We start from the raw sequence: 17,708 nt of genomic DNA on the forward strand, positions 1-17,708 counted from the left end.
CCTAATCTGAAAGACAAATCGCAAAAGTGACGCAGGTTACTGGCAGGAGATGTGGACGAATGAACGACACCGCGCTGGAGACTTCTTCGGCACCCTTGGACACTGTGGACCGCGCAATTATTTCCGAGCTGAAGAAGGACGGCAGGATGTCGGTTACGCAGCTGGCCGAGAACGTCCACATTTCCCGCGCACATGCCTATTCACGCATTGCCCGGCTGACAGGCGACGGAGTGATCACTCGCTTCACGGCGGTAGTGGACCCGATCAAGGCGGGCCTGCGGTCATCTGCCTATGTGACGTTGAAGGTGCAGCAGCACTCCTGGCGGGAACTGCGGGAGCAGCTGCGGCAGGTGCCCGAGGTGCATCACGTCGCGCTGGTAGGCGGTGACTTCGACGTCATCCTCCTGGTACGCGCCATCGACAACATCGACCTAAGGCGGGTCATTTTTGACCAGCTCCAGTCCATGCCGGGCGTCGTGGACACTCAAACATTCCTGGTGTTTGAGGATGTCGAGGTGCAGTAACCAATAGCTCACATGCCAGGTTATGCCGCTTGTCCCCTCGAATAGCCCCGTTTCAACAGTTTTACCCCTTGAACTCCGGGCCCTCTTCTCTTGGAACGCCTTAAAGCCTTCAGCGTAGTCGTCTATCCAACACAGCCGGGCCTGTTCGGCGTTCTCTTCTTCCGTGGATTCCCACAGCCCCAGGCGCTGGTCACGGATATAGGCCACCAGCTCCTTGCTGGCGGTGAAGGGACCCGTAGCACCAACGGTCACCCTGGTCACAATGCCGCGAATCGTCTCCAACAACTCACCGGCGGACATGGCACGGCTGAACAGTCCCTGCGCCACAGCTTCCGCCCCGTTCATCAATTCCGCAGTGTAGATCAGATCCAAGGTCTGGTGCATGCCAAGCCGCTCAGTGAAGTACCAGTGGCCGCCCGAATCCAACGTCGCGCCCAGCTTGGCGGGCCTGATGGCAACAGTTTCGTCCGTCACATAACCACGGGATATTGCCAAAACCCTGGACGCGGTGGTCTTCCCGGTTCCGGATTTTGCAACAAGGGCAACCACTGCCCCAGTCTGCAAATCTGCCACGCCACAGGCGTGGAGCATGGTCAACTCCCCTGCCTGCTCCAGGATCGCGGCCAAGGTGAGTTCTGAGGTCAGGTACTCGGCCAGGCGCTCGAAACTGGGAGCAGCGAGATGGCGCCTGCCGCCGTCGGGGAGTTTTGAATCGAAGGTGATCAGCGCAGTAAACGGGAGCGAGTCCGTGGGCGGAGCGGGTACATCCGGTTCCGATGATGAGGACGGGCGGGTTGTCTCCACGATGCAACGGCTCCAGGCCCGCCGCATGGCCGCCCGCTGCTCCGCTGTGACGTGAGAACCGCAGCGGACACTGAACCTAGTCCCCAGAACCTCAATGCCGAGCCAAGTGTCCCCGCTCACCTGTCAGCTGCTGCCGGCTCAATGAGCCTCTGGCTGGCAAGACTGTCAAAAAATGAAGCGAGTGAGTGCTCATCTGGCCCTCAGCGTCATCGTATTTTTTATTCAACTCAGCTGTGATCGCCGTCTGGGTTCTGCGACCGTCGATAAGGGTCCAAACTGCCGCGGCAGCGCCCGTGAGGACAATCGGCTGATGGGCATCCAGGGGCAGCAATGCAACCCTGTCCGCTGGTTCCGTGCTGACTTCTGCGACCAACGAAGCATGCTTCCCGATCTATTGCCCAGTTGTGTCCCCCAAAAAAATTGTCGCGCGTGCAGCGCCAGCGTGGGTCGGCTCTTTAGCGCAATAAAGGCAACAGCGCGACCTGTTGATAGTATCCACAAAGCTGCCCTCAAACTCAAAAATCTCAAGGAACTCATGACGCACCCGCTCGATACCGATGAAAAAGCCACCGCACCTGAGCAGTGGCCCCGGAAAGAGCGCAAGAGTCACAAAGGCCGGATTGTCCTCATCGGCATCGCGGCAATGCTCTTGGTCGCTGCGTTGGTGGCCACCGGCTACCTTTTCAACCTTGCCCATACATTTGACTCCAACACCGACAAGATAGAACAGGCTTTTCCTGAAGAATCCACACGGCCCAAGGCCGTAGAGCCGGTGAACGGCACAGCTCCTAAGAACATCCTGCTGATGGGCAGCGACAGCCGCGGAGCCACTGAGCTGGATGGCGTCAACGGCGCAGCGACAGACCAGCGAGCAGACACATTGATGCTCCTCCACATCCCTGCTGACCGGAAGAACGTCTACAGCGTCTCGCTCATGCGGGACCTCTGGGTCGACATCCCAGGCCATGGAAAGTCAAAAATCAACTCCGCCCTGGCCTACGGCGGAGTTCCGCTGATGGTGCAGACCGTTGAGTCACTCCTGAATCAGCGGATCGACCACGTGGCCATGGTGGATTTCGAAGGGTTTAAAGGCCTGACCGACTCATTGGGTGGAGTGGAAGTGAATTCCAGTATTGCCTTCACTTCCGGTCACGAAGCAGGTTATGCCTACAGGGCGGGCCCGAACATCCTGAATGGTGATCAAGCCCTGGCATTCGTCCGGGAGCGCTATGCGTTTCCGGACGGTGACTACCAGCGGGTGCGCAACCAACAGGCCTTCCTGAAAGCCCTCATAGGCAAGACCATCAGCGCCGAAACCCTCACCAATCCGGTCACCATCAACAATATGGTGCAGTCCATGTTGCCCTTCGTGAGCGTCGATAGGACCTTGGACGCGGGCGCCCTCGCCGGCCTTGGCTTGGAGCTCCGTGATATCCGGCAGGCGGACATCGCTATGTTCACGCTGCCCACCAACGGCACCGGGACTTCCTCCGATGGGCAGTCAATCGTGCTCACGAACCCGGACGCCATCGCCAAGATCTCCGATGCTTTGGCCAATGACACGCTGGGCGAGTACATAGCGGCGAACAACTTCGAAAAAGGCAACTGAACCCTCAGCGTTAAAGCCCATCCAGCCAGCGTTCGGTTTCAGCACCTACTATGGGGCCAATGGGGCCTATGGGGAACAGATACGAGACTGACACTCAACGGCAGAAGAAGCTTCGCTTGGTCGGAAATATCGCACTGGGCCTGCTCGTTGTCGCCACCATAGCCGTCCTGGTCTGGGACTTCGTATTGTCCTGATCTCCAGCCCCACACCCGCCGCCAGTAGTACAGTAGGCAGATACTAAGCACACTGACGAAAACTGGGGTGATCGAGGTTGGCCACGGATACAGATCAAACATTGCCTTCAGGCCGGTCTGCCGGCGCCGTTGAACTGGTCCTGGTCCGGCACGGCGAAAGCGAAGGCAATGTGGCTGCGTCCGCTGCGCGGACAAGCGGCCTTGAGGTCATTGCCGTGCCGGCCCGCGATCCGGATGTGCTGCTCTCCCCCACCGGAAGGGAACAAGCAGCTGCGCTCGGCCGGGCCCTGGCGAATATGGCTCCGGACCGGTTGCCCACCATGATCTTTTCCTCTCCCTATGCCCGGGCACGGGAAACAGCGGAGATTGCCGCAAAAACCGCGGCCTTGGAAGTCCCGGTACTCTCTGACGAGCGACTCCGGGACCGGGAGCTCGGCATCCTGGACACGCTGACCCAACTGGGCGTGCAGCGCCGCTTTCCTGAGGAGGCCGAGCGGCGGCGTTGGCTTGGCAAGTTCTATCACCGTCCGCCCGGTGGCGAGTCCTGGGCGGACGTGGCCCTACGGCTCCGATCGATCATGGGCGAGCTGAACACGCTAGGTGATGGTCATCGGGTCATGCTTGTGTGTCACGACGCCGTCATCCTGCTCGTCCGGTACATCCTCGAGGGGATGTCCGAACAGGAAATCCTTGACCTCGCGTCCACCAGTACAGTCGCCAATGCCTCGACGACGGTCTTCGTCCGCCCCTCGGGAGCAGGCCCCTGGAAGCTTCAGGACTTCAACCAGACGGGGCACCTCAGCACCGAAGGCGTGACAGTCACCGAACATGGAAGCGATGCAAGTGTCCAACCCCAGTAACCCCGGCTTCCAAACTGTCACTCCTTTGCTGCTGCGGGATTGGCCTTTGCCGGACGCTGGCGAGGACAAATATTCTCGCGGCTCCGTACTGGTGATCGGCGGGGCCCGGCCCACGCCGGGCGCCGTGCTCCTCGCCGGGACGTCCGCGCTCCGGGCCGGCGCCGGGCACCTGACTTTGGCGATGGCCGAATCCGTGGCACCGAACGCGGCGGTCGCACTCCCCGAGTGCGGCGTCGTCGGCCTTCCCGAGAACAGCGGCGGTTCGGTTCTCGGTTCCCCAGAGGCCCTGGAGCGGCTGGGCAGCAAACTGAAGCATGCGGATGTGGTGCTGGTCGGGCCTGGCCTCGATGACGTGGACGAGGCCAGAAAGCTGCTGCTCGGGTTACTTGAGTGGGATGGCTCCGATTCGGGGCGGGAGGACTCCGGGCCCGCCTGGGTGCTGGACGCGTACGCGCTGGCCTGCCTTCCTGATTTGCGCCGCGAGTTTGAACAGTGGGCCGGCCGCCTTGTCCTCACCCCCAATCCCCGCGAAGCAGGCATCCTGCTGGGCGAAGAACCAGAGGACCTCGACGCCGGCATCGAAGCCATAGCCGACCGCTTCAAAGCGGTGGTCACCTGCCAGGGAATCATCGCAGCTCCCCCGGAACCCGGCTCCGACGGCGGCGTCCGCCGCTGGCGTCTGGGCACCGGCGGCGGCGGGCTGGGCACCTCCGGGAGTGGGGATGTCCTCGCCGGAGCTGTAGCTGGCCTGCGGGCGCGCGGCGCCACCAATGAACAGGCAACGTGCTGGGCCAGCCATCTCCATGCCGCAGCGGCAGACCGGCTCGCCAGCCGGATGGGCCCCCTCGGTTTCCTCGCCCGCGAATTGGCCGACGAGCTGCCGGCACTGCTTCTGGAGATGAAGCCCTAGCTTTATTAATCGAATATTTATAAAGCATGCTTACTTTTTTAGAATAAGCATGCTTAGTATTATTTCGAAGGACCAATCAAAAGGTAGGAGTACGCATGCTGAAAGTCTGGCTGGCAATGTTCGCAGCCCTCACCGCCGCATTGGTTTTAGCGGTAGGTTCAGGCGGTGCTCCGATGGCTACGGCCGCCGGACACCAAGTGGCCCGAAACTTGCCAGGGGAAGTGGGGTTGACGCCGTCAACACCAGCTCCCACAGCCACCAGCGTGGCGCCTACGGCTGACAACACGCCCACCAACCCGGTTAATCCGGGAACCGGGGAAACGGAAGAGCAGGAATCAAACCGGCTGAATTGGGCACCACTGGTAATCACCGCAATCCTTGTCATCGTGCTGATCTCGGCCGCAATTCTCTGGCGGCGGCGCCGGCACCAAGAACGTCTATAAAAAGGAGTTTTCCATGGCAACCACAGCCCACACCACAAACTCTCGCCTACAGACTGCCGCAAAGGTGGTTGGAGCGGTCTTCCTGCTGGTAGGCGTCCTCGGGTTCATCCCGGGCGTCACCAGCAACTACGGGACAATGGGATTTGCCGGACCGGAATCCGAAGCGCTTCTGCTCGGCCTGTTCCAGGTTTCCATCCTGCATAACATCGTGCACCTGCTCTTCGGCGTGGCCGGTATTTTGATGGCAAGGTCGGCAAGCCAGGCCCGGGCCTACCTGCTGTACGGCGGCCTGATCTACCTGGTTCTGTGGCTGTATGGCCTCATTGTGAACCTTGATTCACCGGTCAACTTTGTGCCCTTCAACAGCGCCGACAACTGGCTGCACCTGGTCCTGGGCATCGGCATGATTGCCCTCGCCATCCTGCTGTCCGGCAAGCGCGACCACGTCGGACGGGGAGCAGCAGCACGGTAGCTCCTGCCCTGCCCGTCGATTGGCTACTTCCAACTGACGCCGGCTGCCAACGTTTCCAACTACGGGGAACGCCTGGCTGCCGGCGTCGCTTGTTGTGGCCTATAGGCTTCCGCCTGTTTCCACGCGGGCACTTTCGAACCGTTCCGGCGGGGATGGCCGGAGCGGGGCCGGACCGGGGTCGGGCACCGGCAGCGGGCCGGGATTAGGAAAAGGACCTGGCGGAGGATTTGGGTTCGGCGGCGTTGAGGGATCCGGGGAACCAGGTTCCGGCCCCGGGTCCGGCGGAAACGGCTCAGGCTCATGTACCGGTGGGATTGTCATAGTAATCCTTCCGAGCTGATCGGGTTTCTGGACGCATTCCCACGATACGCCGGACGGGTGGGAAGGCAACAGAGGTCGTGCCTGGCCGGACGTTGCCCTCGTACCCGCTACCCCGGTAGCGAACGTCGGGCCCGGTTGTCCGCCCATCCCCATATATTGGGAAGCATGACCCAGACTCCCCTGCAGCCCTCCCCGGCGACCGCTTCCGCCGCAAACGCCGTTCCTCCGGTGGCACGAAAGGTGCCGAAGGAACGGACGCACCACGGAGATACTTTCGTTGATCCCTACGAATGGCTGCGGGATAAAGAGTCTGCCGACGTCGTCGATCTGCTCAAAGCGGAAAACACCTACCAGGAGGCCCTCACGGCCCACCAGGAACCGCTCCGCGATGCCATCTTCCAGGAAATCAAGGGCCGCACCCAGGAAACTGACCTCTCAGTCCCACACCGCAAGGACGAATGGTGGTACTTCAGCCGGTCCGTGGAGGGCAAGGAGTACGGCATCTCCTCGCGCGTCCGCGCGCAGAACACCGGGAATCCCATAGCCGACTGGACCCCGCCCACGGTTGTTGCCGGCGTCGAGATTCCCGGCGAAGAGATCCTGCTGGACGGCAACATCGAGGCGGAGGGCAAGCCGTTCTTCTCGGTGGGCGGCTCTGCCGTGACCAAAGACGGCAACCTGTACGCCTACGCGGTGGACAACGCCGGTGACGAACGCTTCACGCTGCGCATCAAGGACCTCCGGACCGGCGAACTCCTGCCGGACGTGATCGAGAACGTCTTCTATGGCGTCTCCTTCGACCCTGACGGCAGCCGTATTTTCTACACCGTGGTGGATGATTCCTGGCGCCCGTACCAGGTGAAGGCCCACGTCCTGGGCACGCCGGTCAGCGAGGACCAGGTGATCTACCAGGAGGACGACGTCGCCATGTGGCTCGGTTTCGAGCTCTCCTCGGACCGCCGCTACCTGGTGCTCAGCATCGGCTGCTCCGAATACAGCGAGACCCGGCTGCTGCGCTTCGACGATCCCTCCGCCGGACTCACCACCGTGCTGTCCCGCGACGAACGCGTGCTCTACGAGGCAGAGCCCTTCCTGCTCCCCACCCCCAACGGCGGCACCACTGAGCGCATCCTGATCACCCACAACCGCAACGCCGTGAACTCCATGGTGTCCATTGTTGATCCCGCCGAACTCGCGAAGCCGTCGGCGGAGCAGGCCTGGACAACCGTCGTCGAACATTCCGACGACGTCCGCGTCAACGGTGCCGGCGTTACTGCCACCCACCTGATCGTCTCAGTCCGCAAGGACACCATAGAGCGGGTCCAGGTGATCACACTGGACGGCCTGGGGACGGATGCGCAGCAGGCACCGGTGGAACCTGCCTTCGACGAGGAGCTCTACACGGCAGGTGTGGGCGGTGCCGATTACAACGCGCCCGTAATCCGCCTGGGCTACACGTCCTACTTCACGCCGTCGCGCGTGTACGATTTCGTGCTGCCGACCGCTGGAATGCCTGACGGTGAACTCCTGCTCCGCAAGGAAAGTCCGGTCCTGGGCGGCTATTCCGCCAGCGACTACGTGGCCACCAGGGAATGGGCGACGGCGGCCGACGGTACCCGCATTCCGCTGTCTGTTTTGCGCCACGCGGGCGTGCAGCGCGACTCTTCGACTGCCGGACTCGTCTACGGCTATGGCTCATACGAGATGAGCATGGACCCCGGATTCGGAATCGCCAGACTGTCCCTGCTGGACCGCGGGATAGTGTTCGTCATTGCGCATATCCGTGGCGGTGGCGAGCTGGGCCGGCACTGGTACGAGGACGGCAAGAAACTCAAGAAGAAAAACACCTTTACCGACTTCGTCGCCGCGACGGACTGGTTGGCGGCCTCCGGGTGGGTTTCGCCGTCGCGGATTGCCGCGATGGGCGGGTCTGCGGGCGGGCTGCTGATGGGTGCGGTGGCCAATCTGGCACCGGAAAAATACGCTGCCATTCTGGCGCAGGTGCCTTTTGTGGACGCTCTGACCACCATCCTCGATCCCGAACTGCCGCTGTCCGCGCTGGAGTGGGAAGAATGGGGCAACCCGATCCAGGACCCCGAGGTGTATACGTACATGAAGTCCTACACACCATATGAAAACGTTCGCGCGGTGGCCTACCCCAAGATCGCGGCCGTCACGTCCTTCAACGACACGCGCGTGCTGTACGTCGAACCTGCCAAATGGGTGCAGCAATTGCGTGCCGTGTCCACGGGGTCTGAACCTGTAGTGATGAAGATCGAGATGGACGGCGGCCACGGCGGCGCGTCAGGCCGGTACGTGCAGTGGCGCGAACGGGCCTGGGACTACGCGTTTATTGCCGACTCCCTGAATTCTGTTGGCCTGCTGCCGGGAGCTGGCTTGAAGTAAAGCAAGCCGCATCCTCACCCATTGAGCCATAGCCATGAACAGCGGATACTGGGGCACAGCCCCGGTTCCGAACCGTGGCCTCCCGTCTTGCCAGCCAGCGTTTCGTCCAGCTAAGGAGAGTTCATGTCATTGAGCAAGGGAACGGCCGTGGAATGGAACACGCCGCAAGGCAAGACGCATGGCGAAATCGTGGAGGTTAAAACCAGCGACTTCGAACTCGATGGACTCACCCACCGTGCCAGCGAGGAAGACCCCCAATACGTAGTGGAATCGGCTAAGACCGGCGCCCGCGCTGCCCACAAAGCCCGGGCTCTCACTGAGAAGAAGAAATAACGTGGTGGCTGGCCAGTATGAGGTCCTCATTATCGGCGGCGGCAATGCCGGGGTGTCCCTCGCGGCACGCCTCCGGCGCTACGGCGTCAAGGATATTGGCCTTGTGGAACCCGGGGACCGGCACTTCTTCCGGCCGCTGTTCTCACACATAGCCGGAGGCCGGGCCTCAATCCAAGAGGCTTCACGGCCTCAGGAATCAGTCATTCCCAAAGGGGTGACCTGGATCCAGGACGCCGCCACCGGTATAGACACCGTATCCAACACCGTGAACCTGGCCTCGGGCGACTCCCTCGCCTACAGCCATCTGGTGGTCTGCCCCGGGATGCAGTACGACTGGGACGCCGTTCCGGGGCTCCTCGAAGCCGTACACTCACCGCAGGGAACGTCACACTACGAGTTGGAGCTCGTTGACAAGACGTGGACGCTGCTTGCCGGGCTCACCTCAGGCACGGCGGTGTTCACCATGCCGTCAGGACCGGCCTCCTGTGCGGGCGCGGCACAAAAGCCGATGTATCTGGCGTGCGACTACTGGCGGCAACAAGGTGTGCTGGACAAGATCAAAGTGGTGATGGTGCAGCCCTACCCAACCGTATTCGGCGTACCGGAAGTGGACTTGGAACTGGACCGCAAGATCGCCGAGTACGGCATCGAACTGCGAACAGACAGTGAGCTGGTTTCCGTGGACGCGGCCACGCAAACGGCCACCCTCCGCAATACCAGGACCGGCGGAACGGAGGACCTGCGTTACGACGTCCTCAATGCTGTGCCACCCATGTCCGCGCCGGACTGGTTGAAGGCCACAAACCTCCCTGCCGCCGGAGATGCCGGAGGGTTCGTAGAGGTAGACAAACAAACGCTCCGGCACTCCAGAATCCCTAACGTCTGGTCCCTCGGTGATGCCGCCGGGACCAGAAACTCTAAATCCGGGGGTGCCTTGCGCAAGCAGACGAAAGTTCTGGCGAAAAACCTACTGGCGGTGAGGTCGGGAAAGATGCCTGCCCACAAGTACGACAACTACGCAGTCTGCCCCTTCACCGTGTCCGGCTCCACCGTGGTGTTTGCCGAATTCGACGATCAGTACCGGGTGATGCCTACTATTCCCAAGGTACCGATGTGGAAGGAGAGCAAGGCGTCTTGGGTAGTGGACCGGGATATCTTTCCCCAGGTCTACTGGCAATTGATCCTTAAAGGCCGCGCCTAAAGCTCACTTCCGGGGGCGCACTGCAGGCCGTGCCTGAGGCTAGGCCGTCACCTGGAACTCACGACGGCGGCAGTCGCCTCCGCTATGGCGCGCTCCTCATCGGTGGGAACCACCAGGACAGGGATGGCGGACTCCGGCGTGGAAATCACGCGAGGTTCCTTGGACCCCTGCTCGTTCAGCCAGGCGTCGAGCTCGATGCCCAGGGCACCCAGCTTCTGTGCCACAAGGGCGCGGAACTGGTGCGAGTTCTCTCCGATGCCTGCGGTGAAAACCAGGGCCTTGGCGCCGCCCACCGCCACATGGTAGCCGCCAATGTACTTTGCCAGCCGATAGGACGCCACCGCGAGCGCTATTGCTGCTTTGCCGTCGCCACTCTCCGCGGCTTCCACTACCGAGCGCATGTCGTTGGTGCCGGCCAGGCCTTTGAGCCCGGATTCCCGGTTGAGCATGGTATCGATGTCCTCGGGATTCCAGCCGGCACGGGCCAGAAACACCAGGATGGACGGATCCAGGTCGCCGGCCCGGGTGCCCATCACCAGGCCCTCAAGCGGCGTGAATCCCATCGAAGTATCCACCGAGCGTCCGCCCTGGACAGCCGTCACGGAGGCACCGTTCCCGAGGTGGGCGATGACGCCGTCGAACTCTTCCACGGACAGGTCCAGCAGCGCGGCCGCACGGTGCGTGACATATTCGTGCGAGGTGCCATGGAATCCGTAACGGCGGATGCCGTAGTTGGTGTAGAGCTCCTCCGGCACGGCGTAACGCCAGGCGTGCTCCGGAAGGGTGCGGTGGAAGGCAGTGTCGAAGACGGCAACCTGCGGCATATCCGGCCACTTCCTGCTGATGGCGCGGATGCCCAGCACGTTGGCCGGATTGTGCAGCGGCGCCAGGGGGTTGAGGCGCTCAATGGCGCGGGTAATCTCGTTATCGATCAGCACCGGCTCTGCGAACCGCTCGCCGCCATGGACCACGCGGTGCCCCACCGCCCCCAGCTTCTGGTCACCCAGTTCCGCATGGATGGCGGCGTCCACCAGCTCCAATGCCTCGGCGTGATCCCGTGGGCCCTCAATCTCGCCGTCGCCGCCACCGCCGTTGCCCATGCCGATTTTCTCAATCAGCCCCTCGGTAAGAACGCTCCCGGCGGCAACATCACGTACCTGGTACTTCAGTGACGACGAACCGGAGTTGATGACGAGAACGAGCATGGGGCCTCCTCAGCCTTGCTGTTGCGGTTAGCTCCCACTATAAATTGCCGCGGCCTCCCGGCGCGGTCCTTGCGGACAGGCATACGCTGTGCCTAGAGTCAGCGGACCAGCTGGAACAGCCCGAGAGGACAACTTCATGACCGACGAACCCACCCGGAGCGAAGACAACGATCCCACCAACACGGGGTCCAGCAGCACGGCTCCCCTTGAACCAGGGGCCGGCGATGAGACGGAGGCAGGGGTGACCAAGCCGAAGAATAGCGATGGCTCCAAGAACGCCGAGGACCTTAACCTCACGCCGCAGGGCTTGTCCGATGAGCCCGCCAAGCAGGAGGACCCGGACAGCCTGGCCAAACCGGACAACAGCTGACGGAAACCGGGTTTCGACAGGTCAACCACCGGCCTGGGCCTGGATCGCGGTGATGGCCACGGTGTTCACGATGTCCTCCACCGTGCAGCCGCGCGAAAGATCATTGACCGGCTTCCGCAGCCCCTGAAGAACCGGCCCCACTGCCACTGCGCCTGAGCTCTGCTGCACGGCCTTGTAGGTGTTGTTGCCGGTGTTGAGGTCCGGGAAGATGAACACCGTGGCCTGCCCGGCAACGGTGGAACCGGGCATTTTGGACTCCCCGATGGAGGCGTCGACGGCGGCGTCGTACTGGATGGGACCTTCGACGGCGAGATCCGGGCGGCGCTCACGCACCAGTTCGGTGGCCTGCCGCACTTCCTCCACGGCCTCCCCCGAACCCGAGCCTCCCGTGGAGTAAGACAGCATGGCTACTCGCGGCTCCACGCCGAACTGGGTGGCCGTCTCTGCCGAAGCCAGCGCGATGTCTGCAAGCTGCTCCACATTGGGCTCCGGGTTCACGGCGCAGTCTCCATAGACCAGCACCCGGTCCGGCATCAGCATCAGGAACACCGAGGACACAATCTTCACGCCCTCACGGGTCTTCACGAACTCCAGCGCCGGACGGATGGTGTGCGCCGTGGTGTGGGCAGCCCCGGACACCATCCCGTCCACCACGCCCAGCTGGACCATCATGGTGCCGAAGTAACTGACGTCCTGCATGATCTCCAAGGCCTTGGCCAGGTCCACGCCCTTATGCGCGCGCAGTTCGGCGTACTTTTCGGCGAACTTCTGCCGGAGCCCGGAAGTGGCAGGATCCACGATGTTAATCCCGGAAAGGTCGATGCCGTTCGCCGCTGCCAGCTCGCGGACAGTGCTCTCCGGGCCCAGCGCCGTGAGATCGCAGACGTCACGGCGGTGCAGGATTTCCGCCGCCCTCAGGATGCGCACGTCCGTGCCCTCGGGCAACACCACGTGCTTGCGCTGCGTGCGCGCGCGTTCGATGAGATCGTGCAGGAAGCGCAGCGGGGTCATCCGTTCGACGCGCGGCAGGTGCAGCCTTTCCACCAACTCGGTCTCATCCACGCGCCGGGACCACAGGCCCAGCGCAGAGGCCACCTTGCGTCGGTGGCCGGACCAGATCTCGCTGCGGACCTCTGAGACGCGGCGCGCCGTGGTGTAGGTGTCTTCCTCGGAGGCGAACACGGGGAACGGCGCCTGAGCCAGGAGTGGATAGATGTTGGCATCCGGGGCAAGGCCACCGGTAAGGATCAGGGCAGACGGCACCGGGAATTCCGGTGAGAAGGACGACGCCAGGCACGCCACCATCACATCCGCCCGGTCCCCCGGCACAATCACCAGCGCGCCTTCGTCCAGCACATTCAGGAAGTTGCCCACGTTCATGGCCGCCACCTTGATATCCCGCACATCGCGTTCCATGTCCGGCCGGCCCGCGATCTGCCGCACACCCAAGGCCGCGGCAACTTCCCCGGTCGTGGGGCGCGCGATTTCCTCCAGCTCAGGCAGGACGTACACGGGACGTCCGGAGGCGCCGGGCTTCACAGCGGCGGCGATAGCATCGACGTCGTCAGCGTCCGCACGGTTCACCATGATGGCCAGGAGGGCGCACTTTTCCGCTGCCAGTTCCTTGCGGGCAACCTCGACGGCGGCAGCAGCTTCCGCGACGGTGCGCCCCTTCGCGCCAACCACAGCCACCACAGGTGCGGCCAGATTGTTGGCCAGGCGGGCGTTGAGGTCAAATTCGACGGCGGCATCCTGGCCAGTGAGGTCCGTGCCCTCCACGATCACCACGTCGCAGTGGCGCGCCATCTCGGCGAAGATCTCCACGCAGCGGGCATCGATATCCGCGCGCTTCCCTTCGGCCAGCAGCGACCGTACTTCCTCATGGGTGAGACCGCCGCGGCAGCGCTCGTCATCGAGCTCGAAGCGCGACTTCATGAGGGCAACCATGGGATCCTGCGCCGCGCTGGGGCCATGGACCACCGGCTTGAAGAAGCCGATGCGGTCTGCGTGCCTGTACAACGTATCCGCCAGTCCGAGCGCCACAAGCGACTTACCCGAGCCCGGAGTGGTTGCGCTGACATATATCCCTTTGGCCATGGTCCGCCCTTTGCTGTGCTGATGCAGGTCCTCCCATCCTTTCACCTCATGCAGCTGGCTGGCGGTGCCCACGACGAGGCCGACGCATTTTGCACCCTACCCTTGACAGCCTCGCCCCCTATGGGATTACCTAATGAACATTCGGTAACTAAAGCTGGAGGCAATGACGCATGGCCGAGACAACGCTGTCCGGGGAAGCGCACCCCATTCTGGAGAAGGACTATGCCTCCGAATGGCTTGGCATCGAAGTCCTGCAGCTGGGTGATGGGCACGCCACCGTCCGGATGACCCTCCGGCAGGAAATGCTCAACGGTTTCGGGATTGCCCATGGCGGAATGATCTTCGCCGTGGCGGATACGGCCTTTGCACTGGCCTGCAACCCCGCGGCCCCGCAACACGGCGAGCCGGAGAGCATCACCGTAGCTGCCGGCGTCGACATCAACTTCCTGAAGCCCGCCTATGAAGGCCAGGTGGTTACCGCCGTGGCTGACCGACGCTCACAATCCGGCCGCAGCGGACTCTATGACATCCAGATTTTTGCCGCCGACGCCGGCCCCTCCCCGGCCGCCGACGCCGACTCCCCCACCCTTCCGCCGGCACCCGGTGAACTCGTTGCCGAGTTCCGTGGCCGCAGCCGCACCATCCCCAAGAAGTAGGACACCATGACCGCCAGCGCCGCCGAAGCCGCCAGCCTCGCCACCACCTCCGCAGCCGGTCCGGGCACCCTGGACCCTGAGGAAACCATGTCCCGGGACCAGCTGGAATCACTGCAGCTGGCCAGACTCCAGAACAGCGTTGCGTACGCCTACGAGCGCGTAGCCCTGTACAAGCGCAAGTTCGACGACGCCGGGGTCCACCCCACGGACCTCCGTGAACTCAGCGACCTGGGCAACTTCCCCTTCACCACCAAGGAGGACCTGCGCGCGGAATACCCGTTCGGCATGTTCGCCGTGCCGCAGAGTGAAGTAGCCCGCGTGCACGCAAGCTCGGGCACCACGGGCCGGCCCACCGTCGTCGGCTACACCAAAAAGGACCTGGCCGACTGGGCCAAGCTTGTTGCCCGCTGCTTCCGCGCCTCCGGCATCCGACCCGGAATGAAGGTGCACAACGCCTACGGTTACGGCCTGTTCACCGGGGGCCTGGGCGCGCACGCCGGTGCCGAAGCGCTGGGCTGCACCGTGATCCCCATGTCCGGTGGCCAGACCGAACGCCAGATCCAGCTGATCCAGGATTTCAAGCCGGACGCCATACTGGCCACGCCCACCTACCTGCTCACCATCGCCGACGCCATGACGCACATGGGGATCGATCCGACGTCGACCTCCCTCAAATACGCGGTGCTCGGTGCAGAGCCGTGGACCGAGGAAATGCGTCACGAGCTGGAAGTGACCATGAACATCAAGGCGTGCGACATCTACGGCCTCTCCGAGGTGATGGGCCCCGGCGTGGCCGGGGAATCCGTCGAGACGCAGGACGGCAGCCACGTCTGGGAAGACCACTTCCGCCCGGAAATCATCGACGCCTTCAACCCCGTGGCCGGGAAGGAAAACGTGCTGGGCGACGGCGAACACGGCGAGCTGGTCTTTACCTCGCTCACCAAGGAAGCGCTGCCTATCATCCGGTACCGCACCAAGGACCTCACCCGCCTCATGCCGGGCACCGCATTCCCCGCACACCGCCGGATGGGCCGGATCACGGGCCGCAGCGATGACATGATCATCCTTCGCGGGGTGAACCTTTTTCCCTCCCAGATCGAGGAGATTGCCCTTCGCATCCCGGAACTGAGCCCGCACTTCCAGCTGGAAATCACCCGCCCGGAGGGCCAGCGGATGGACCAGCTGACCGTTCGCGTCGAGCGCCGCGAATCCGTTTCCGCCGAACACAGTGCGACCGCGGGACTAACCCTGCGAGAGCAGATCAAGATCCACGTGGGTTCTTCGTGCACGGTGGTGGTGGTAGAGCCAGGCTCACTGGCCCGCTCCAACGGGAAGCTCAAGCGGATCTACGACCTTCGCCCGAAGGGGTAGTCCGCTCCCGGGTGGCGCTGACTGACCGACCGTTCGTGAGAAACTAGGCTCCATGTCCACATCTGAAGCGACCAAACGGGGCCGGCCCGGTTACGACCAGCAGTCCGTGCTGCGGATCGCCGTCGACGTTTTCAACCGGCATGGCTACGACGCCACTTCGATGGGGATCCTGGCGGAAAACCTGGGCATCTCCAAGTCCGCGATCTACCACCACGTGCCGTCCAAGGGCGATCTCCTCAAACTGGCACTGGACCACGCCCTGGGTGGCCTCGAAGACATCCTGGAGCAGCCGGAATACCAGAGCGGCCCGGCCGATGCCCGGCTGGAGTTTGTCCTGCGGCAAACCGTGTCCGTGCTGGTGGACCGTCTGCCGTTCGTCACCCTGCTGCTTCGATTGCGGGGAAACACCGGGATTGAACGCGACGCGCTGGAACGCCGCCGCTCCTTCGACCACAAAGTTTCCGCGCTCATTTCCGCCGCCAGCAAGGACGGCACGCTGCGCCAGGATATCGATCCCGGTACCGTGACCAGGCTCCTGTTCGGCATGATCAACTCGATCGTCGAGTGGTACAAACCGGGCGGCCCCCTGACCCCGGCCAAGCTGGCCGACGACGTCATCACCATGGCCTTCGACGGTCTCCACCGGTAGTCCCGGCAATCGAGCCCGTCGAGATCCGGTGATCGAGCCCGTCGAGATCCCGGTTCCGACATCCGGGTTTCGACAAGCTCAGCCACCGACCACTTGGGGTGGCTAGGGGTCCGTCGGCGAGCTACGGTGGAAAGACAGACAGCCATCATCAAGGGGGTTGCACTGGAATCGTCAGCAAGGACTGTCAACCGGCCGCACCGCCGTCGTCGTCCATTCGCCTTACTTGCCGGGCTCCTCATGGCAGCATTGGTACTGGCTGGCTGCACCGGAGAAGATCCTGAGGGCACCCCTCCCAGTGTTACGGCACCTGCGGAAGCAGCGTCCTCCCCCGCCCGGGAAAATGAAACGGACGACGGCGGAACCTCCACCCGCGATATACCCCGTCTCGTGGAGGAACTCGCACCGTCCATGGTCACCATCTTTACCGGGGGCGGACTGGGCAGCGGGGTGGTGTACTCAGCTGACGGCCTGATCCTGACGAATGAGCACGTGATCCGCGGGTCCTCACCGGTGGAAGTCGGATTCGCCGACGGCCAGCGGGTGGAGGGCGAGGTCCGCGCCACTGACCCCGTGACAGACCTGGCGCTGATCCAGGTGGACCGCACCGGGCTCCCGGCAGCCTCTTTCCAGACCACGCTCCCGCGAGTGGGTGAGGACGTCATTGTGCTGGGCTCGCCGCTGGGCTTCGAGAACACCGTCACGGCCGGCATCATTTCCGGCCTGCACCGTGCCATCCCGGATTCCGCCCAGCAAAGCCTGTCCCTGGTGGACCTGATCCAGACTGACGCGCCCATCAGCCCCGGCAACTCAGGTGGCGCCGTCGTGAATATGCGTGGCGAGGTGGTGGGCATCAGCGAGGCATACATCCCGCCGCAGGCCGGGGCAGTGGCCCTTGGCTTCGCGATCCCGGGCGCGACCGCCGTCGAAGTGGCCGAGGAGCTCCTGGCAGACGGCACTGCCGAGCACGCCTACCTTGGCCTGACCCCCGGCGCGCTGACCCCTCAGATCGCCGACCGGTTGGGCATTGACGCCGACACCGGAGTTGTGGTGCTGGCCGTTGAAGAAGGCGGACCGGCGGGCGGGGCCGGACTGCGGCCCGGGGACGTCCTGGAATCGCTCGAGGGTGTGAAACTGCGCACCCCGGAACAGCTCCTGGCCGAGCTGCGGAACCGCAACCCGGGCGATACCGTGGAACTGCGCGTGCTGCGCGGCGGCGAGGGACTGGACATCAAGGCCGAGCTGGCCGAACGTCCAACCGGCAGCACCGCCAGATAAGGCCAGCA

The 17,708-nt window shown here is 63.3% G+C and carries 19 protein-coding genes; 15 read left to right on the top strand and 4 right to left on the bottom strand.

Annotated features, from left to right (window positions below):
* Positions 1 to 59 precede the first annotated feature (59 nt).
* On the top strand, positions 60 to 524 hold the full coding sequence (locus tag ACWA13_RS14075) for an Lrp/AsnC family transcriptional regulator (RefSeq protein ID WP_463934799.1): 465 nt from the start codon (positions 60 to 62) through the stop codon (positions 522 to 524).
* On the opposite strand, the gene ACWA13_RS14080 is transcribed toward ACWA13_RS14075, so the two are convergent.
* Together ACWA13_RS14080 and ACWA13_RS14085 are read right to left on the bottom strand one after the other, a co-directional pair.
* Positions 432 to 1,328: an enoyl-CoA hydratase/isomerase family protein gene (locus ACWA13_RS14080; RefSeq protein ID WP_463934800.1), complete on the bottom strand. Its 897-nt coding sequence runs from the start codon at positions 1,326 to 1,328 to the stop codon at positions 432 to 434. The two genes, ACWA13_RS14075 and ACWA13_RS14080, sit on opposite strands and share 93 nt — an antisense overlap.
* 91 nt (positions 1,329 to 1,419) lie before the next feature.
* Entirely contained in the window at positions 1,420 to 1,701 is a 282-nt protein-coding gene (locus ACWA13_RS14085) for a PqqD family peptide modification chaperone (RefSeq protein ID WP_463934801.1), read from the bottom strand.
* Positions 1,702 to 1,863: 162 nt separating this feature from the next.
* Here ACWA13_RS14085 and ACWA13_RS14090 point away from each other — a divergent pair, with 162 nt between their 5' ends.
* The 9 genes from ACWA13_RS14090 to ACWA13_RS14130 all read left to right on the top strand — a co-directional run bounded on the left by ACWA13_RS14090 (position 1,864) and on the right by ACWA13_RS14130 (position 10,077).
* Positions 1,864 to 2,937, top strand: a complete 1,074-nt coding sequence (locus tag ACWA13_RS14090) for an LCP family protein (RefSeq protein ID WP_463934802.1) — start codon at positions 1,864 to 1,866, stop codon at positions 2,935 to 2,937.
* Between the two features lie 68 nt (positions 2,938 to 3,005).
* Entirely contained in the window at positions 3,006 to 3,131 is a 126-nt protein-coding gene (locus ACWA13_RS14095; protein WP_463934803.1) for a hypothetical protein, read from the top strand.
* Between the two features lie 101 nt (positions 3,132 to 3,232).
* Positions 3,233 to 3,991: a histidine phosphatase family protein gene (locus tag ACWA13_RS14100; protein ID WP_463934804.1), complete on the top strand. Its 759-nt coding sequence runs from the start codon at positions 3,233 to 3,235 to the stop codon at positions 3,989 to 3,991.
* Positions 3,969 to 4,901 (top strand): ADP-dependent NAD(P)H-hydrate dehydratase, encoded by a 933-nt coding sequence (locus ACWA13_RS14105; protein WP_463937938.1) that lies wholly within the window; start codon positions 3,969 to 3,971, stop codon positions 4,899 to 4,901. The genes ACWA13_RS14100 and ACWA13_RS14105 overlap by 23 nt, the downstream gene beginning before the upstream one ends.
* 95 nt (positions 4,902 to 4,996) lie before the next feature.
* Positions 4,997 to 5,344 (top strand): LuxR family transcriptional regulator, encoded by a 348-nt coding sequence (locus tag ACWA13_RS14110; RefSeq protein WP_463934805.1) that lies wholly within the window; start codon positions 4,997 to 4,999, stop codon positions 5,342 to 5,344.
* A gap of 13 nt (positions 5,345 to 5,357) precedes the next feature.
* The gene (locus tag ACWA13_RS14115; RefSeq protein WP_463934806.1) at positions 5,358 to 5,816 is read left to right on the top strand and encodes a DUF4383 domain-containing protein; all 459 of its coding nucleotides are present in this window, start codon (positions 5,358 to 5,360) and stop codon (positions 5,814 to 5,816) included.
* Positions 5,817 to 6,302: 486 nt separating this feature from the next.
* Positions 6,303 to 8,543: a S9 family peptidase gene (locus tag ACWA13_RS14120; RefSeq protein ID WP_463934807.1), complete on the top strand. Its 2,241-nt coding sequence runs from the start codon at positions 6,303 to 6,305 to the stop codon at positions 8,541 to 8,543.
* Between the two features lie 123 nt (positions 8,544 to 8,666).
* Complete coding sequence (locus tag ACWA13_RS14125; RefSeq protein WP_463934808.1) at positions 8,667 to 8,876, top strand: hypervirulence associated TUDOR domain-containing protein; 210 nt, start codon at positions 8,667 to 8,669, stop codon at positions 8,874 to 8,876.
* A gap of 4 nt (positions 8,877 to 8,880) precedes the next feature.
* Entirely contained in the window at positions 8,881 to 10,077 is a 1,197-nt protein-coding gene (locus ACWA13_RS14130; RefSeq protein WP_463937939.1) for an NAD(P)/FAD-dependent oxidoreductase, read from the top strand.
* A gap of 47 nt (positions 10,078 to 10,124) precedes the next feature.
* Here the strand turns inward: ACWA13_RS14130 and ACWA13_RS14135 are convergent, their stop codons facing one another.
* The gene (locus tag ACWA13_RS14135) at positions 10,125 to 11,282 is read right to left on the bottom strand and encodes an acetate kinase (RefSeq protein WP_463934809.1); all 1,158 of its coding nucleotides are present in this window, start codon (positions 11,280 to 11,282) and stop codon (positions 10,125 to 10,127) included.
* Positions 11,283 to 11,418: 136 nt separating this feature from the next.
* Between ACWA13_RS14135 and ACWA13_RS14140 the strand changes: the two genes are divergently transcribed.
* Positions 11,419 to 11,652: a hypothetical protein gene (locus tag ACWA13_RS14140; RefSeq protein ID WP_463934810.1), complete on the top strand. Its 234-nt coding sequence runs from the start codon at positions 11,419 to 11,421 to the stop codon at positions 11,650 to 11,652.
* 21 nt (positions 11,653 to 11,673) lie between these two features.
* Here ACWA13_RS14140 and pta read toward each other — a convergent pair whose 3' ends face one another.
* Positions 11,674 to 13,749: a phosphate acetyltransferase gene (gene pta / locus ACWA13_RS14145; RefSeq protein WP_463934811.1), complete on the bottom strand. Its 2,076-nt coding sequence runs from the start codon at positions 13,747 to 13,749 to the stop codon at positions 11,674 to 11,676.
* A 170-nt stretch (positions 13,750 to 13,919) separates the two neighbouring features.
* Here pta and ACWA13_RS14150 point away from each other — a divergent pair, with 170 nt between their 5' ends.
* The 4 genes from ACWA13_RS14150 to ACWA13_RS14165 all read left to right on the top strand — a co-directional run bounded on the left by ACWA13_RS14150 (position 13,920) and on the right by ACWA13_RS14165 (position 17,700).
* Positions 13,920 to 14,405 (top strand): hotdog fold thioesterase, encoded by a 486-nt coding sequence (locus ACWA13_RS14150; protein WP_463934812.1) that lies wholly within the window; start codon positions 13,920 to 13,922, stop codon positions 14,403 to 14,405.
* Between the two features lie 6 nt (positions 14,406 to 14,411).
* Positions 14,412 to 15,776 carry a phenylacetate--CoA ligase family protein gene (locus tag ACWA13_RS14155; RefSeq protein ID WP_463934813.1) on the top strand — a complete coding sequence of 455 codons (1,365 nt, stop codon included), beginning with the start codon at positions 14,412 to 14,414 and terminating at the stop codon, positions 15,774 to 15,776.
* A gap of 52 nt (positions 15,777 to 15,828) precedes the next feature.
* The gene (locus tag ACWA13_RS14160) at positions 15,829 to 16,425 is read left to right on the top strand and encodes a TetR/AcrR family transcriptional regulator (RefSeq protein ID WP_463934814.1); all 597 of its coding nucleotides are present in this window, start codon (positions 15,829 to 15,831) and stop codon (positions 16,423 to 16,425) included.
* A gap of 126 nt (positions 16,426 to 16,551) precedes the next feature.
* Positions 16,552 to 17,700 carry a S1C family serine protease gene (locus ACWA13_RS14165; RefSeq protein ID WP_463934815.1) on the top strand — a complete coding sequence of 383 codons (1,149 nt, stop codon included), beginning with the start codon at positions 16,552 to 16,554 and terminating at the stop codon, positions 17,698 to 17,700.
* Positions 17,701 to 17,708 lie beyond the last annotated feature (8 nt).

Source organism: Pseudarthrobacter sp. TRD_SC_9 (assembly GCF_055361265.1).

What these genes read in the sequence shown, in the direction of transcription:
- ACWA13_RS14075 (WP_463934799.1), top strand. Translation starts at nt 60, where the DNA reads ATGAACGACACCGCGCTGGAGACTTCTTCGGCACCCTTGGACACTGTG.
- ACWA13_RS14090 (WP_463934802.1), top strand. Translation starts at nt 1,864, where the DNA reads ATGACGCACCCGCTCGATACCGATGAAAAAGCCACCGCACCTGAGCAG.
- ACWA13_RS14095 (WP_463934803.1), top strand. Translation starts at nt 3,006, where the DNA reads ATGGGGAACAGATACGAGACTGACACTCAACGGCAGAAGAAGCTTCGC.
- ACWA13_RS14105 (WP_463937938.1), top strand. Translation starts at nt 3,969, where the DNA reads ATGCAAGTGTCCAACCCCAGTAACCCCGGCTTCCAAACTGTCACTCCT.
- ACWA13_RS14110 (WP_463934805.1), top strand. Translation starts at nt 4,997, where the DNA reads ATGCTGAAAGTCTGGCTGGCAATGTTCGCAGCCCTCACCGCCGCATTG.
- ACWA13_RS14115 (WP_463934806.1), top strand. Translation starts at nt 5,358, where the DNA reads ATGGCAACCACAGCCCACACCACAAACTCTCGCCTACAGACTGCCGCA.
- ACWA13_RS14120 (WP_463934807.1), top strand. Translation starts at nt 6,303, where the DNA reads ATGACCCAGACTCCCCTGCAGCCCTCCCCGGCGACCGCTTCCGCCGCA.
- ACWA13_RS14125 (WP_463934808.1), top strand. Translation starts at nt 8,667, where the DNA reads ATGTCATTGAGCAAGGGAACGGCCGTGGAATGGAACACGCCGCAAGGC.
- ACWA13_RS14135 (WP_463934809.1), bottom strand. Translation starts at nt 11,282, where the DNA reads ATGCTCGTTCTCGTCATCAACTCCGGTTCGTCGTCACTGAAGTACCAG.
- ACWA13_RS14140 (WP_463934810.1), top strand. Translation starts at nt 11,419, where the DNA reads ATGACCGACGAACCCACCCGGAGCGAAGACAACGATCCCACCAACACG.
- pta (WP_463934811.1), bottom strand. Translation starts at nt 13,749, where the DNA reads ATGGCCAAAGGGATATATGTCAGCGCAACCACTCCGGGCTCGGGTAAG.
- ACWA13_RS14150 (WP_463934812.1), top strand. Translation starts at nt 13,920, where the DNA reads ATGGCCGAGACAACGCTGTCCGGGGAAGCGCACCCCATTCTGGAGAAG.
- ACWA13_RS14155 (WP_463934813.1), top strand. Translation starts at nt 14,412, where the DNA reads ATGACCGCCAGCGCCGCCGAAGCCGCCAGCCTCGCCACCACCTCCGCA.
- ACWA13_RS14160 (WP_463934814.1), top strand. Translation starts at nt 15,829, where the DNA reads ATGTCCACATCTGAAGCGACCAAACGGGGCCGGCCCGGTTACGACCAG.